Below are 16,518 nucleotides of genomic sequence, written 5' to 3' on the forward strand. Positions count from 1 at the left end.
TGGCCGAAGCCGTGGTGCCGCTGGCACTGCCGCTGTGGTTGTAGGCGATCAACGTGCCGCTTGGCATGTTGCTGGTGAACCTGTCAGTGCCACCGTTGCCACCGCTGAGGCTGGCGCTGGCCATCTGGCTCTTGAACTCGGCCTTGTTGGCGATAGCGCTCCAGCCCAAGGTGCCGGTGCTCAGGCGGTTCTTGTCGGCAGCGGCGGTACTGGCAATGAAGCTGCCGTCGAGCTGGGTGTGCTGAGCGGACGGTTACAGATCTTGAGCAGGCGAGGAAGATGGTCGATGATGCAGTGCAGATCTACAACACAGAACGGCCCCATATGGCCCTGAAAAACAAAACGTCCGATGCGGTGCATCGGGCGTTTTGAGACGTGTCGGCCTACCTGAACGGGTGTAAACCTATTTCAGGAATAGACACCCACATCGCTGGCAGCCGAAAAATAAATCTGTCCCCTTTTCCGGTCTCCTTTTCCGCCGGGTGTAAACCTATTTCAGGACTAGACACGATGATGTAATCCGCTGCCAATCAATTAATAATTCTGAGGCGTTAAGCAGGATGAGTACCAAGCAACTCAACGAGACCAGCAAGTTTCTTAGCTATGTTCTCAGGCATGAACCACACGCTATCGGCTTGCAGCTAGACAGCGCTATGGAAAGCCTGCGGTACTCAAAATTGAAGCCCTGCGGATGCACCAACAGGGCTTTAAGTTCTTTCAGGCAGAGAATAGGGTTTGGTTAACCGCACATGTAGAAACCAGATTCATAAGTCAACATAGCGATGACCTATAACCTGACGAATCCTTCTTAGCCGCCTCAAGCCAATCAGAGAAATTCTGATAGCACCTATTCTCCCAAGGCAAGGCTTTAGGATTGGAGTAGTCATATATTTTCACCGACGGATCATCTGAAAAATCTGCCCCGTCAAAACACGCCAAAACAACCCACCCGTCATTATACACGCCCGACTCATCATGAATTATTGCAAAGGGCACCAAGGGGTTTTTTGGAAACTTCAAAAGCATAGCGCCAAAATAATAAAGAGAGTTTGCCATATCTGCCGCCAGAGTCCTCCAAGGATACAAATCCTGAGAGCAATCACTAACAGCAAAATCAATATACTCTTGTGGCAGCTTGAAACCACTAGGTAAGACAGGAGAGTCATACAGATATGCTTTCACTTCTTGCTCCCTGTAATGCGCGGAGCCTCTGACGCCCCGTAAGGGTTGCTACTAGCAAACCCACCACTCTGTTTTCAACCGCGTTACGGCCCGCACCAAACACCTGCGACGACGCCTGCGCTGTATCAATTTATAGCCTGACAAAGTCAAAAACCTGACCAAAAAGCTGCTCAATATCAGGTTTCGCTGCAAGACAGGCGAGCGCTTTGTCTGGCGTTAATGGCATGTCGTATGGTTCAAACCCTCTACGAACAGCAATACCGTATATAGCATATTCCTCATCTTCCGTATGTTCCCAATGGGGGACATAGCCAATCACCTTAAATATTCTAAATATTTCATCATGAAAATCCATCAGATCATACAAGTACACAGGAGCATTATCTAGCGACAACGCTTGAGCGCACCATGCGTTAAGCTCGTCCCTGCTTATAGCCCCACAAAAGAGGCAAGTAATAACGAAAGCCATCAACTCATTACTGAAGCAACCAGACTCACTCAAACTCACATTCCACCCCCCATGGCTTCGCCGCCGATATGTCCTGTCTTCTTATGAATTAGCTCAGGAACCAACTGCATCCGTCCGCTATCCTGATGATGATGCCACGTATAACCATCAATTTTCTTTGAACCTGCATTAATCTGCTGAAGCTGCTTATAAGTAAAACTTGAGGCTTTTATTTGACCTTGCTGAATCGCGCCTAACAATTCTTTGGTCGCTAGCTTCATCTGCCCTCCATAGCTCGCAGCCTTGAAGGCTTCAATTGATATTCTCGTATCAAATGCAGCCACATCATCAAATATAGGGAAGCCCCGATTATCAAACACAACACCCGTTACTGGGTGGCGCTGACCTGCAAGATGCACATTTCGACCATCGACTGGCGGGACTGTAGTGGAAATAACATTGTCACGCCCATAAGTAGATTCAAGCTCACTTCTAGTGGTTTGCGAATTATACGGAGCCTCGGAGCCTTTACCTTTTATCCCAGACGCTATGTACTGACTGGTCTCATTAATCAGCCGAGACGCTTCAGCAAGGTTCCCTTTCTTTAGCGCTGTTTCAGCCGCTTTAATCGCCTTGCCCGCAGCATCCCCTACACCCGGGACGATGCCTATGGTTGCGGCGAGATAATCCAGCGCGCTCTCCGCTTCCGCATAGCTCTTTATATCACCAATTACGGGTACAAAATCAGCCCCCGTCGACAGTGTATCGTTCAGGTGTTCCCGTCGCTCCTTGTACATCTTGACCGAGCAGGCATCCGAGCTTAACCCGGCGCAGTTCTGCTGCCTGTAGCGTTCGTTCTCTGCCTTGACATGCTCTTCGGCCACAACCTCCGGTGTCTTGCCTGCCGCCAATGCCTCAGCAATATCGCTCAGCGCGTTGTTTTCCGCGGCGTTCCTTCCCGCCTGGCCCGCTGCGACAGCATCTGCCAAGCCTCCGCCCGTTGCAGCACCTGCCAACCCTGATGCAAGCGTTGCCAACGCAGAGATGGTCTGTTTCTCTTCCTCACTCAGTTGATCCCGACTCTTGTCAGGGTAGATTTGGGCAGCAATCAACTCACCCGTAGCTGCACCGGCCGCACCCGCAACCGCCGAGTTACCCTGGGCCTGGGCCACCACAGCACCCAATACGGCATGGGCCATGACCCGGACGTTGTCGTTATTACCCGCTACTTTCTTGATAACCCCGGCCAGGTAAGGTGCCGACGCACCGGCAAGCGCACCACCGAGGTTGCCGCCCGCCAACCCCTGCAAGGCAGCCGTAACGGCTTGGGTGACCTTTTGATAATCACCACTGGTGCCGTACTTACCCATGATGCGCTGGTAAGCCTCAGTGGCGACCAGTTGTTCCTGGTACGCCTTTTTCGCCGCCTCGCTTGCCCCTTCACCCGGCGCCGGGATGCCGCGTGCATCGAGTTCCGCACGCGCCTCCTTGTCGGCCTTCAGCTGCCCCTCGGTACGGACGATGTCCGATACCTGTGTGCCGATTTCACCAATCAGCTGCACCTGCTGCAGCCGCCGCTGTTCCTTCTCCTTGTCGAAGATCGGGCTGATGCTGTCGTTGGCATGCTCGACGTCGTGACTGAGGCTGGCTACATCCTGCTGCTGCCGGCCCGGGTCACGGATTTCCAGCGTGCCCTCGGAAATGGCCGAAGCCGTGGTGCCGCTGGCACTGCCGCTGTGGTTGTAGGCGATCAACGTGCCGCTTGGCATGTTGCTGGTGAACCTGTCAGTGCCACCGTTGCCACCGCTGAGGCTGGCGCTGGCCATCTGGCTCTTGAACTCGGCCTTGTTCTCGACACTGCTCCAGCCCAGGGTGCCGGTGCTCAGGCGGTTCTTGTCGGCATCGGCGGTACTGGCAATGACGCTGCCGTCGAGCTGGGTGTGCTTGCCGACATCGACCTGATAACCGCCCTTGCCGGCGAACAGGCCGGTCTGCTCCTGCACGCTCTGGTACTTGGAGTCGAGCTTGGTCTTGCTGGCGCTGAGACTGCCGCTCGCCCCGCCGGCACCGATGATGGTGACGCTCAGCCCGCCGCTGACATTGCTCTGCTTGGACTTGTAGTTGTCGGTGTCCTGCAGGCTTTGCAGTGTCAGGTCGCGCCCCACGTCGGCGGTGATCTTCCCGGCGTTGACCTGCGCGCCTTTGAGCGCGGTATCCCGCCCGCTGCGCAGGGTTGCCTCATTACCGGCATCGAGGGTGGTTTCGGTCCAGGTCGTGCCGTTGCCTTTCTCGTTGCCGGCGCCCTTGTTGGCGTTGGCAAAGATGCTGAGGCCGCCACCTTCGGGACCAACACCGATACTGGCGCCGATGGCGCCGCCGCTGCTGCTGTTCTTGCCATCGAGCTTTTGCGTATTGGCCGCAGCCTCAAGGCGGATGTCGCGCTCAGCGGACAACAGCAGGTCGTTGCCGGCCTTGAGTTGACTGCCTTGAACACGGACGTCGCCGCCGCTGCCGGCCCCGTTGCCGGTGGCCACAATGCTCAGGTCGTTGCCACTGGTCAGGCTGCTGCCCTGGCTGACGGTCTGTTCCTGGGTCTGCCGCGAGCTCGATTTCTGCCCGCCCAGCGATACGGCGATGCCCACGAACTGGCCAGCATTAGCCGCCGTCATGCCGCCGTTCTGCTGGGCAGCTTGCCAGGCCTGAACACCGGTCAGGCCGGCCTTGATGCCCTGAAGGGCAGAGAGCCGGCTGTCCTCTTCCCGGGTCGCTTGCTTGGTAACCTGGTAAGCGGTGTCGATGGCACTGCCAACCGTACCGGACAGCGCCAGGGTCAAGCCGCTGCTCTTGCTCTTGGAGGTTTGCTCGCTGCTGTTGTGGTTTTCGGCAGCAACGATCTCGACGTTCTGCCCGACCAGGGTGATGTCCTTGCCGGCGATAACCTCCGACCCCTTGATGCCGAGCTCCTTGCCCGCCTCGATGGTGACATTGCCCAGCACACTGCCAATGGTGCTGGCCTTGGCGTTCTCACTGGTGCTGGTCGAGGTTTTTTCCAGGCTGGTCGAGCCCAACGTGAAGCCGATGCCACCGCTGCTGAGCAGGCCCGACTTCTTCTTCGAACTGGCGTGCCTTTGTTCGAACGTTTCGGTCGCGCTGTCGATCTGCACATTGCGGCCCGCCAGCAGGCTGGTGTCGTTGGTCGACACGATGCTGCTGCCCGACACGCCGATATCCTGCCCGGCTCGAACGACCACCGTGTCACCACTGACCGACGAGCCTTGCTGAGTGATGGCCGTCGAACTGTCGATGCGGGTCTTCTGGCTGCTGGATAGCCCGGAGTGGCTGGTCTTGGTCTTGCGGTAGTAGCTGTAGTCGCTGTTCTCCTGCGCGGCCAGCTGCACATCGCCGCCGGCGTAAAGGTATGCCTCATCGCCCGCAGTCACGCGGCTGGCGCTCAGGGCAAGGTCGTCTCCAGCCTTCAAGGCCACATTGCCACCAGCTACCACGGTGCTGCCGACCTGCTGGACATGGTCCTCCTGGCTGGTGACTTTGCGGGTCTTGCTCGCCGAGTGCTGCTCGTTGGCGGCCGCTGCCAGCTGCAGATCGCCCGTCGCCGCCATCGCCACATCCCGCTTGGCCTCGATTGCACTGGCCACTGCGCTGATATCGCGCCCGGCGCTGACAATCAGGTCACGCCCGGCCTGCACGCTCGAGCCGTTCTGGGTCACGCTGCTGTCGGTGTGGCGTACGCCGCGGTCGTTGACCACGACCTGCTCGGCCGAGGTCAGCTTCACATCGCGACCCGCCTTCAGGCGGGTGTCGGCAGCGCTGCTGAGCACGCCACCGTGGTTGCTCAGGTCGCGCCCGGCGTTGATCGCCAGGTTGTTCGCGGCCTCCACGCGGGCGGCGTTGTCGACGAAGTCGCGCTGCTGGGCGTAGCTGCCGTTGCTGCTCTGGTGCGAGGTCAGGGTGCGTTCGTTGATCACATCCTGTACGGCGGACAGGCTGACGTCGCGCCCGGCGATGATGCCGCCGGCCTTGTTCACCAGGCTGTTGCCAGCCAGCAGGTCGAGGCGGTTGCCAGCCTCGACCAGGCCGCTGTTGACCAGGTTGTTGCCGGCCTTGGCCGAGAGGTTGTTGCTGGCGCGCAGGGTGCCGACGTTGTCGAGGTTCTGGCCGGCGATCAGGTTGACATCGTTGCCGGCGATCAGCGCGCCGTTGGGGGCCAGGCGATTGTTGCCGTGGGCCAGGTAGAGCACCGGCACCAGCACCTGCTCGCCGTTCACCTCGGCGCTTTCCAGCCAGACGATGTCGTGGGTCAGCGCCGCCACCTGTTCAGACGTCAGGCTCACGCCCACCGCCAGGTTGAGCTTTTGTTTGCTCTGGATGGCGTTGTCCATCAGGTACTTGAACAGCTGTTCGTCAGTGTTCTGGCCATCGATGTAGCGTTGCCCGGTACGGGCAACCACGGCCTGCTGGATCAGCTTCTGCTCGTAGAAGCCATCGCCCAGGCGCTTGGCGCTTTCGTCCGGGTTGTAGCCAAGGTTCGCCAGCAGGTAGTCGGAACTCATGAACTGCTTGAGGTCGGTGAGCACCGGGTTGGTTTCGATCAGGTACTTGTGCGGGTTGCTGCGCACGCTGCTGTCGGGCAGGCCTTGCACGCGCTCGAGGGTGAGCGGGCCCTGGCCATTGAGCGTGGCGGCCTGGCTGATGCCGTCGTCCACGGCAGAGCGACCTGGCAGCACGGGGCCAGCAACGTTGCCGGGCAGGCTGGTGTCGACGGCGCTGGCATTGCCGGCGACGTTTGCCTGCGTGCGGTCGGCAGTGCTCAGGGTGGTGCCGCTAGCAATTGCCTGGTCGGCAGCACCGATGCTGAGCGCGCGCCCCTGGGCCAGCGGCAACGGCTGCTGACGCTGCGCCACACTCAGGCTCGCGCCGCCCATGCTCCAGCTTTGCGGGCCGCTGGCGGGTGTGCTGCCCGCCTCGCTGCTCAGGCGGAACAGGCCGTTCTGCCCGCTGGGCAGGCTGAAGCCGGGCAGCGTCAGCGGGTTGACCTGCTGCTGGGCTAGGTCTGGCGGCAACTGCTGGTTGAGGGTGATGCGGGTGGAGAATGCCGTGCCAGGTGCCGTGGTATCGGTACGCGCACCGCTGCCGATGTAGGCGTAGCCCGGGCGCACGACGCTGTTGTCGATGCCATTGCCAGCGCTGATGTTCACTGCGCCATTGGCCTGCATCACGGCGGCGTAGCTCTGGTCGCCAGCCGCCAGTTTGCGGGTGCTGCCCAGGCTCACCAGCTCCGCTTCGGTCATGCCGATGAACCTGGCCAGGTCGGCTTGCAGGCCCCCCAGGTTGTCAGGGTTGTAACCGGGGCTTTCATACCAGTATTGGCTGGTGATCGAGCTGGCGAGCTGGTACCAGGCACCGGCGTTGCGGGTGCGCTCGGAACGGAAGATGCGTGTGGTTTCGGTCTCGCCGGTTTCCACACCGCTGTTGGTCAGGCTGCCGACCGTGGCTACCAGGTTGCCAGCAGCGCCGATGGTGCTGCTGCTGTTGAGCAAGTCGCCGCCCTGGAGGGTCAGGTTGCCGCCGGTGGTGATGCTGGAGGCGGCGCTGGCGTCGATCACCTCGAACTTGTCACGCTGGACGATTTCCCAGACGTGGTTGCGCTTGCCACCGCAGTCGCCGGCGTTATAGCCCTCGATGCAGGCCACCTCGCCGACACGGGCAGTGTAGATGCCCTTGTCCTCGGTCTGCAGGACCGCCCGCACGTTGTGAATGGTGCTCGCCGCCAGGCTCATCGACAGGTCGCTCTGCAGCGAGCCGGAACGGTTGACGATGCTGCTGGCCAGGCCACCCTGGCCGTCGCGGTCGATGGTCAAGCTGCCCAGGCTGTAGACGTCGGCATAGCTGTTGGTCAGGCTGGCGACCCGCAGCCCCATGTCCTTGCCGCTGAAGATCAGCGCGTGGTCGCTGTTGACCAGGGCGCCAGTGGTCACGCTCAGTGCTTCGCCAGCACCCAAGGTACCCTGGTTATTGACGCCGCCCGCGCCGAGATTGAGCGCGGCAGCAGAAGTGAGGCGCCCGGCATTGTTCAGTTGCCCGGCTACCGAGACGCTGGTGGCACCACCGCCGGCAATGCTGCCGGCGCTGCCCAGGTTTACCTGTGCGGCGCTGAGGCCGAGGGTGCCACGGCTGCTCAGGCGGCCATTGCCGGCATAGGTGCCGCCAAGGTTGAGGCTGAGGCTGCCGTCACTGGCGATCAGGCCGTCGTTGCTCCAGTCGCTGCCGCTGCCGACCAGCGCTTCGCTGGCCAGCAACTGGCCGTTGGCGGTCTGGCTGAAGTTGCCGACATTGAGCGTCAGGCGCCCGGCCTGGATGACGTTGCTATTGCTCCAGCTGACAGCGTTGAGGGTCAGGCCGCCGCGGGTGACGATACTGCCGCCGGCGCCGGTGACATTGGCGGTGCTGATGGCGAAGTTGCCACTGCCGACGTGCAGCAGGCTGCCGCCCGCGTTAAAGAAGTTGCCGACTGTGAAGCCGAGGTCGCTGTTGGCGGTTTCCAGTGTGCCGTTGCGGTTGTCGAACAGCCCGCCGATCTGGAAGCGCGTGGCGCCGCTGGTGCCCAGTGCACGCAATTGGCCGGTCTGGTTGTCGAGGCTGGCCGCCTTGATCGCCAGGGTGCTGTCACTTTCGATGATGCCCAGGCGGTTGTTCAGCGCACCGCTGAGGTCGAGATCGATGCGTTGGCCGGCGATCTGGCCATCGTTCTCGCCGCTGTTGTCGAAGTTGCCACCGGTAACCTTGACCAGCCCCTGGGCGTAGAGGCCACCGTTGCGGTTGTCGAAATCGCCGGTGGTGACCAGGGCGTCGCCGGTCTGTGCCGCAATCCGCCCGCCATAGTTGTCGATACCACCCAGCACCTTGAGGTCGAGGGCCTGGGCCTGGGTGATGCCACCCTGGCGGTTGTTGTTCAGGTCGTAACCGTTCTTCAGCACGCCGCGCAGCTCAGCGGCCAACTTGCCTTGCAGGCTGCCCAGCACGCCACCGCGGTTGTCCAGGTTGCCGGCCGTGACGTCGAGGTCGCCAGCGTCGGCCAGGATGCGGCCACTCTGATTGTCGATATCACCGCTGGCCAGGCGCAAGGCGCCCTGGCTCTGCAGGGTGCCCTTGGCATTGTCCAGGCTGGCGGCGCGCACATCGGCACCGCCGTTCTGGCTGTAGATCAGGCCATCGGCGCTGTTCAGCAGTTGGCCGTCAACAGCCAGGGTCAGTTGCTGGTTGGCCGCCACGGTGCCGCGATTGCGGTTGTCCAGGCTGGCGGCGAACAGGCCCAGCAGCCCCTGGCTGGCGATCTGGCCGCCCTGGTTGTCGATCTGGGTGGCGTTGTCGATGCGCAGGGGGCCGGCGCTGGCGAGCTTGCCGTTGCGGTTGGTCAGGGCGCCGAACAGTTTGAGGGTAACGGCGGCGTTACCGATCAGGCTACCGGCGCTGTTGTCCAGGCTGCCGGCATTCACTTCGAGTGCCTGCCCGGCACTGATGCTGCCGCTGCCATTGCCCAGGGCCATGGCGTTCAGGGTCAGGGCCGCGGCGCTGTCGATCAAGCCACCCTGGGCATTGTTCAGCAGGCCGCTGACGGTCAGGCGCTGCCCACCCGCACTGGAGAGGATGCCGGCGCCACTGTTGTCCAGGTTCGCCGCTGTCACGTTCAAGGCTTGCTGGCTGACCAAGGCGCCACCGGCGCTGTTCAGCAGGTCGCCGCTGACCTGTGCATGCAGCGCGCCGTTGCGGCTGGACAGGGTGCCCTGGTTGCGGTTGTCGAGGCTACCCAGACTCACGCCCAGGCCCTGCCAACCCGAGACCAGGCCGCCCTGGTTGAGCAGCCGCTGGGCGGTGACGTCCAGCTGGCCGCTGCTGATCAGTTTGCCGGTGCTGTTGTCCAGGTTGCGGCCGGCCAGGTCGAGATTCTGGCGGGTAGAGATTTCACCGCTGCGGTTGCTCAGGTCGCGCAGATGGTCGAGGTTCAGCGTGCCATCGGTGGTGATCAGGCCGCCGTCGTTGTTGAGATCGCCGGTGGCACTGCCGAAGTCGATGCGGATGACGCTGCCCAGCAGCGAACCCGCCTGGTTGTCGACGGAGCGGGCCGCGATATCCAGCAGACCAGCAGCGTTGATCAGGCCTTGCTGGCCGTTGTTCAGGCTGCCCGCCAGTTGCAGGCCGAGGCCGCCACGGCTGGTCAGCGTGCCGCCAGTGTTATCCAGGCTGGCAGCGCGTGTGTCGAGGGACGCGGCGGCTACCAGGCCTTTGATGTTGCTCAACGCCTGGTCGATGCGCAGAGTCAGCGATCGATTGCTCAGCACCTTGCCGCTGCCGTTGTCCAAGCTGTGCGCAGCCAGGGTGAAGGCCTGCGCCGAGGAGATCTCGCCGCCGTGGTTATTCACCCCATCGAGGTTTTTGAGCACCAGCATCGGGGCATTGATCAGGCCCTGACGGTTGTCCAGCTGACCGTGGTTCAAGTCCAGGGTCAGGGCGCTGTTGCTGAACAGCTTGCCACCTTGCTGGTCAAGGCCAGTGGCATTGACCTCCAGGGCGCCATCACTGGCGATGCGCCCGCCGTCGCGGTTGCCCAGCTGGCCGGTAGTCAAGCCAAGGTTGGCGCCGCTGTCGATGCGGCCGTTGCGGCTGTTGTCGAGGCTGCCCGCCTGGATGTTGGCCGGCCCTTTGGCGCTGAGGGAGCCCTGGTCGGTGTTGATGACCTGGGCCGCGCTGAGTTGCAGCGCAGCATCGGTGACCAGTTCACCGCCCTGGTTGAGGAGGCTGCCGGTATGCTTGAGGGTCAATGCACCGGCACTGGAAACGCTGCCAGCGCGGTTGTCGAGGGCGTTGCTCGTCAACCCCAGGGTGCCCTCGGCGCTGATTAGGCCCTGACGGTTGTCCAGCTTGCCTTGCAGCGTCGCATCCAAGGCTTGCTGGCTGAGCAGCAGGCCGCCGGCGTTGTCCAGACTGTCGCCGGCCAGGCTCACGCCGGTTTTGCCCGAGAGCACGCCTTTGCTGCGGTTGATCACGTCGGCGACGGCCAGCTGCAGCTTGCCGTCGGCCAGCACCTTGCCGCCGTCACTGTTGTCCAGGCGGGTGCCGCCCAACACGACATCCATCTTGCTCGACAGCTCGCCAGCGCGGTTGTCTACCGCCGCGACTTGCAGGTTCAGGCCTTGGGTCGCACCTACCAGGCCGCCCTGGCGGTTGTCGAGCGTGCCACCGGTCAGCTTCAGGCGCCCAGAGGCAACCAGTATGCCGGCCTGGTTATCGAGGGCGTCGACTTGCGCTTGTAACTCACCCCCTGCGGAAACCTGACCCTGCTGGTTCACCAGGCTATTGGCCTGCATGTCCAGGTTTTGGTCAGCGATCAGCGTACCACCCTGGTTGAGCAGCTCGCCGTCGACGACCAGTGCCTGGCCGGCACGGCTGCTGATCAGGCCCAGGCTGTTGTCCAGGCTGCCGCTGTGCAGGTCCAGGCCATCGGCCGATACCAGGCCCTTGAGGTTGTTCAGCAACTGCTCGATGCGCAGGGTCAGGCCCTGCTCGGCGATCAGCCGGCCATGGCTGTTGTCCAGGCTGCGCGCGGCCACGGTGAAGGCCTGGGCGCTGGAGATCTCGCCCTGTTGGTTATCCACCTCGGCAAGGTTGTTCAGCACCAGCAAGGGGGCGTTGATCAGGCCCTGGCGGTTGCGCAGCAGGCCGTGGTTCAGGTCGAGGGTCAAGGCGCTTTTGCTGAACAGCTGGCCACCGTCCTGGGCCAGGCCAGTGATGCTGGCGACCAGTGCCTTTTCACTGGCGATGCGGCTGCCCTGGCCGTTGTTGAGCTGGCCGGCTTTCAGGTCGAGGCGATCACCGCTGAGCAGCTGTGCGCCTTGGCCGTTGTCGAAGGTCCCGGTGTCGAGCCTGGCCGCGCCCTTGCTGCTGAGCAGGCCGGCCTCGCCGTTATCGAGACTGCGGCTGGTGAGGGCCAACCCGGCGTCGGTGGTGATCGAGCCGTTGCGGTTGCGCAGTGCGCCGGCGCTGGCCAGGGTCAGGTCGGCAGCGCTGGAAAGCTTGCCAGTGCTATTGTCCAGGCTACCGACAGTGGCGCCCAGGCGCCCTTCGGCAGTAATCAGCCCTTGCTGGTTGGCCAGCCCGCCGGCCAAGCCAATGTCCAGGTTGCCGCCACTGACCAGGCGCCCGAGGCTGTTGTCCAGTTGCTGGCCAACCAGGGTCAGCGGGCCCGCAGCAGACAGCAGGCCGAGGTTACGGTTGATCACCTCGGCCATCTGCAGTTGCAGGTGGCTACCGGCAAGGACCTTGCCACTGTCGCTGTTGTCCAGACGGCTGCCTTGCAGCGTCACGCCTTTGCTGGTGGAGATCTCTCCGCCACGGTTGTCGATTTCGGCCACATTCAGCTGCAACGCGCTGGTACCGCCGACCAGGCCGTTGCTGCGGTTGTCGAGGCTGGTGCCGGTGAGCAGCAGGTCGCCCTGCGCGACCAGTTCGCCACCCTGGTTGATGATGCGGCCAAGCTGGGCCACCAGCGCGCGCTGGCTGGAAACCCTGCCGCCGCTGTTGTCCAGGCTGTCGCCCTCCAGGCGAAGCGGCCCGGCGGCGCTGAGCAGGCCGCCACGGTTGTCCAGCTGCTTGCCCTTGTAACTGAACGCCGCCAGGCTGTTCAGCAGCCCTTGCTGGCGATTGTCCAGCTGGTCGACATCCAGCCGCGCCTCCTGGCCTGCGCGCAGTTTGCCGGCGCGGTTGTCGAGTTTGCCGGCGCGCAGGTCGAGGCCACCCTTGACGTTGATCTCGCCTTGCTGGTTGTCCAGCAGCCCGGCGACCCGGGCAGCCAGGCCAGCATCGCCGACCAGGCTGCCGGCCTGGCGGTTGTCGAGGCTGGCGGCCTGCAGGTCGATCGCCCCGCCAGCGCCGAGCAAGCCCTGGCGATTGTCCAGGGCGTCAGCCAGGGCCACCTGCAGTGCCGCATCACCGGTCACCTGCCCTGCCCGGTTGTCCAGGCTGCCGCCCTTGAGGCTGGTGGTGCCGACGCTGGCAATCTCGCCGGCCTGGTTGTTGCTGGCACCTGCCACCTGCAGCGCCAGGTTTGCACGACTGGTCAGGGTACCTTGATGGTTGTCCAGGCTGGCGGCACGCACATCAACGCCACTTGCGGAAACCAGGCCGCCGGTGTTGTTCAGCGCCTGCTCCAACTGCACGGTCAGGTTCTGGTTGCCGAGCAGCTTGCCGAGGCTGTTGTCGAGGCTGCGAGCCACCAGTGCGAAGGCCTGGGCGCTGGAGATCTCGCCCTGGCGGTTATCCACGCTGTCGAGATTGCTCAGGGTCAGGCGCGGCGCATTGATCAGGCCGCCCTGGTTGTTCAGCTGCCCCTTGTTCAGGTCCAGGCTCAGTTCGCTGGCACTGGTCAGGCGGCCGCCATTATGCTGGTCGAGCCCGGCGACACTGGCGCGCAGCGCCTGGTTGCTGGCGATGCGTCCGCCATCGCTGTTGTTCACCTGGCCAGCCTCGAGGCTGAGGGTCTGCAGGCTGGTGAGCTGACCACCACGGTTATCCACCGCAGTGCTGGCCGTCAGGCCAAGGTGCTGGCCGGCGCGCAGTGTGCCGGCGGTATTGTCCAACTGGCCGACCTTGGCGTTCACGGTCGCGCCGTCGATCAGCCCGCCCTGGCCATTGAGCAGGCTCGAGGCAGTGATGTCGGCCTGGCTGCCACTGAGCAGGCGGCCGGCGCTGCGGTTGTCGAGGGTGCCGGCACTGGCGGCCAGTTGGCGCTGGCCAGCGAGGGTGCCGCCCTGGTTGTTCAGGCCTTGCCGCGCCGTCACGCTCAGGTCGCGGCTGGCCACAACGGTGTGGCCAAGGTTGTCGACCTGCGTGGCGTTCAGACGCACGTCGCCCGTGGCATTGCGGCTATTGTCGGCGTTGACGCCCGCTTCGATGATGCCCTGGTTGCTCAGGCGCCCACCGCTGTCGAGGCTGATGCGCTGCCCGGCAGCCAGTGCCTGGCGGTTGTTCAGGTCGCCCTGGGTGCGCACCTTCAGTTCGTTGCCGGCATACACCGCGCCCTGGGCATCGAGCTGGCCAGCCTTGATCGCTACCGAGCCCTTGGCGGCGATGGCCTCGGCCATACGCAACTGGCCGTTGGCATCGAGCTGGATGTCGCCGCCGCTGGCAATCAGCTTGCCGTCCAGCTTCACCCCCACGCCGGCCTCGGTGCCCACCAGTTTGATGGTGTTGGCGTACATGCCGCCCAATGCCGAGGAGTCAATGGCCAACTGCGGGGCCTGAGCCGGGTCGGCGCTACGGGCAGTGGCGGCCAGGCTGTGTGCATCCACGTCGTTGCTGCCGGCCACCAGCGCCAGCTGGCGGGCCTGGATCTCGGCGTTGATCCTGGCGCTGCGGGTAATGATTTCGAACTGGTCAACGTTGCTGGCGTTGAGCCCGGCACCTTCGATGGCGACACTGCCCTGCTCCACCTGGTAGCGCTGCAGTTGCCCGTTCTCGATCACCGGCTTGCCGGTGGTCAGCGTGGCCTTCGGCGTGTTGATGAAACCGCAGCCGTTGCAGGTGACGCCATAAGGGTTGGCGACGATGACATGGGCCGAGCGCCCGGCCACCTCGGTATAGCCCTTGAGCTGGCTCGGGTTGCCACCATTGACCTCGTTGAGGATGGTGCTCGCCGCACGGCCGCCGAGGTTGCTGTTGCCGAGAATGATGCCGCCCAGCTGGGTGGCCTGGGTGCGGTCGGTAGCGTTGTTGAGGATGACGCCTTGCTGGCCGACGTTGTAGTCACTGAACTTGTTGTGCGACAGCCCGGCAGCGCTGGGCGCAGCGATATTGACAATGGGCACGCCATTGCCGGCCTGGCCCAGGTGGGTGCCGCTGCCGTTGACCACGATGCCGTCGGCCATGGCCACCAGCGGCTGCCAGAACATCATGTTGGCCAGCATGAAAGCCAGCCCACGCCTGGACAAGCCCCAGAAGGTCTGGCGTGGTTGCAGGGCAGCCGAAGGCTGGCGGGCCAGGAAGGCGAATTGACGAACGTCCATGTCAGTACTCGGGAAAAACGGTGTTAAAGGAAGAAGTCCAGGCGGAAGTAGACCGGCGTTTCTCGCGCCTCGATGGCGGCGGGTCGCTCGAGCGAGTGGGCGAAGGTCACGCTGGCGGACAGGTGCTTGCCGCGGGCGAACAGCTCGAGCGCATCGCTGGACAGCCGGCCGCTTTGCCCGCTGTTGTAGCGATCATGGCGAATGGCGCCGACATCGTAGGCCAGGCCCAGGCCATACTCGCTCAGCACCGGCCGCAACCAGTCCCAGGCCACCGGCCGGCTCCAGCGCACATCGTTGCGCCAGTAATAGCCGCTGTCGCCATTGAGGCTCTGGTCCTTGTAACCCCGGATCGACGACTGGCTGCCCAGGCTCATGCGTTGCGGGCTGAACAGCAGGTCTTCGCTGCGTTGGCCGGTTACCAGGCTGCTGAACACCAGCGACTCCCCCCACAGCGTGAACGGCTGCAAGTAGCTGACCGTGGCGGTGTACTTGCGGTAGCGGGCGTTGGGCTGGCGCTTGCCGGTACTGCTGCGCTGGTCTTCGCGCTGGGAATCGAAGGCGCCGATGCCGTCCTGCATGCCCAGGTCGAAGTTGACGAAGGCGTTGCCGAGACGTCGCCCGTGGTTGATGCCGAACTGCGCTTCACTCAGGCGGTTGCTGCTGGTGTCCAGCTTGCTGTCTTCGATGAAGTTGTTGGTGCGCAGGTAACTCAGGCCGGTGTTGAGCGAAGTCTTGCTTTGGGCGTCGCGGTGGACCACCCGTTCCAGGCGCAGCTGGTGGTTCTGGCTGTCACCGGTCTGCTTGAAGTTGAACCCCGAAGCCTCGCCCAGCGAGCGGTACTCGCTCTGGCTATAGCTGTAGCTGAGGTTCCACCAGCCGAACGGCAGGTTGTAGTAGAGCATGGCGCTGTGCGAGGTTTTCTGGTGGTCGCTGATGGCATCGTGGCTGCCCCGCAGCATCAGCTGGTCGGCCAGGCCCAACGGGCTGTCCCATTCCAGGCTGCTGCCCCACTGCTGCTCACCGGTACTGCGCTGGCCGTCGTTGCTGCGCGACAGGCCCACGCGCCAGGGCTTTTGCGCGGTATTGCGCACGACCACCTCGCTGCCACCCACCGCTTTGCCCGGGGTCAACTCCATTTGCGCCTGATTGGAAGGCAGGCGGTTGAGCTGATCGACCATTTGCTCGATCTGGCGCAGGTCCAGCAGGTCGCCAACCCGGCCAGGAAAGCTCATGTCCAGTTCGCGCGCCGACAGCTTGCTGCCTGCTGCCGGTTTCAGGCCTTCCAGGCGGCCCTCCACCACGATGACTTTCAGGTGGCCGCTGGACAGGTCCTGCTGGGGCAGGTAGGCGCGGCTGGTGACCAGGCCTTTGTGGATGTAGAGGTCGGTAATGTCCTTGAGCAGCGCGTTGAGCTGCACGACACCCAGGCACTGGCGCAGATAGGGTTTGAGCAGGCGCTCGCGCTCCGAGGGAGAGAGCGCATCGGCGCCATCCAGCACGATATCGTTGATCGGAAAACAGCGGCTGTCGACGGGCTTGGCCGGTGCAACCGTTTCGGCGCCTTTGCCAGGCAGCTCCTTCAACTGTTGCAGACGCCGCTGCTGCTCTTCCAGCAGGCGGTTCTGGCGCTCGCGAATCAGGTCCTGGTCGCCGGGGGTGCCCATCGGCGCCGCACTGGCAGCACCCACGAAAATGGCCAACAGGGCGCATGCGAGCCGGCCAACGGCACGCGGGCTCAGGGAGGGGGAAAGCATGTTCGATCCTTCGAAACTAAGCAGTAGGGCGAAAAAACCGGTGATGCTATTAGGCCTTAAA

4 protein-coding genes and 2 pseudogenes are annotated in these 16,518 nt (G+C 63.2%); 2 read left to right on the forward strand and 4 right to left on the reverse strand.

Going from position 1 to position 16,518, the window contains the following annotated elements; translation table 11 throughout:
* Positions 1 to 258: 258 nt before the first annotated feature.
* Positions 259 to 372, forward strand: a pseudogene (locus QSV36_RS22860) (integrase core domain-containing protein); the annotation flags it as partial.
* Positions 373 to 560: 188 nt separating this feature from the next.
* Positions 561 to 650, forward strand: a pseudogene (locus tag QSV36_RS26175) (RNA 2'-phosphotransferase); the annotation flags it as partial.
* A 121-nt stretch (positions 651 to 771) separates the two neighbouring features.
* Here the strand turns inward: QSV36_RS26175 and QSV36_RS22865 are convergent.
* From QSV36_RS22865 to QSV36_RS22880, 4 genes are all read right to left on the reverse strand, one after another.
* Positions 772 to 1,182, reverse strand: coding sequence for a hypothetical protein (locus QSV36_RS22865; protein ID WP_289134673.1), 411 nt, complete (start codon positions 1,180 to 1,182; stop codon positions 772 to 774).
* A 130-nt stretch (positions 1,183 to 1,312) separates the two neighbouring features.
* On the reverse strand, positions 1,313 to 1,651 hold the full coding sequence (locus tag QSV36_RS22870; RefSeq protein ID WP_289134675.1) for a hypothetical protein: 339 nt from the start codon (positions 1,649 to 1,651) through the stop codon (positions 1,313 to 1,315).
* A gap of 35 nt (positions 1,652 to 1,686) precedes the next feature.
* The gene (locus QSV36_RS22875; RefSeq protein ID WP_289134678.1) at positions 1,687 to 14,703 is read right to left on the reverse strand and encodes a hemagglutinin repeat-containing protein; all 13,017 of its coding nucleotides are present in this window, start codon (positions 14,701 to 14,703) and stop codon (positions 1,687 to 1,689) included.
* A gap of 23 nt (positions 14,704 to 14,726) precedes the next feature.
* Complete coding sequence (locus QSV36_RS22880) at positions 14,727 to 16,457, reverse strand: ShlB/FhaC/HecB family hemolysin secretion/activation protein (protein ID WP_289134680.1); 1,731 nt, start codon at positions 16,455 to 16,457, stop codon at positions 14,727 to 14,729.
* Positions 16,458 to 16,518: the final 61 nt, after the last annotated feature.

The organism is Pseudomonas sp. BCRC 81390 (assembly GCF_030341915.1).
Lineage (GTDB): Bacteria > Pseudomonadota > Gammaproteobacteria > Pseudomonadales > Pseudomonadaceae > Aquipseudomonas.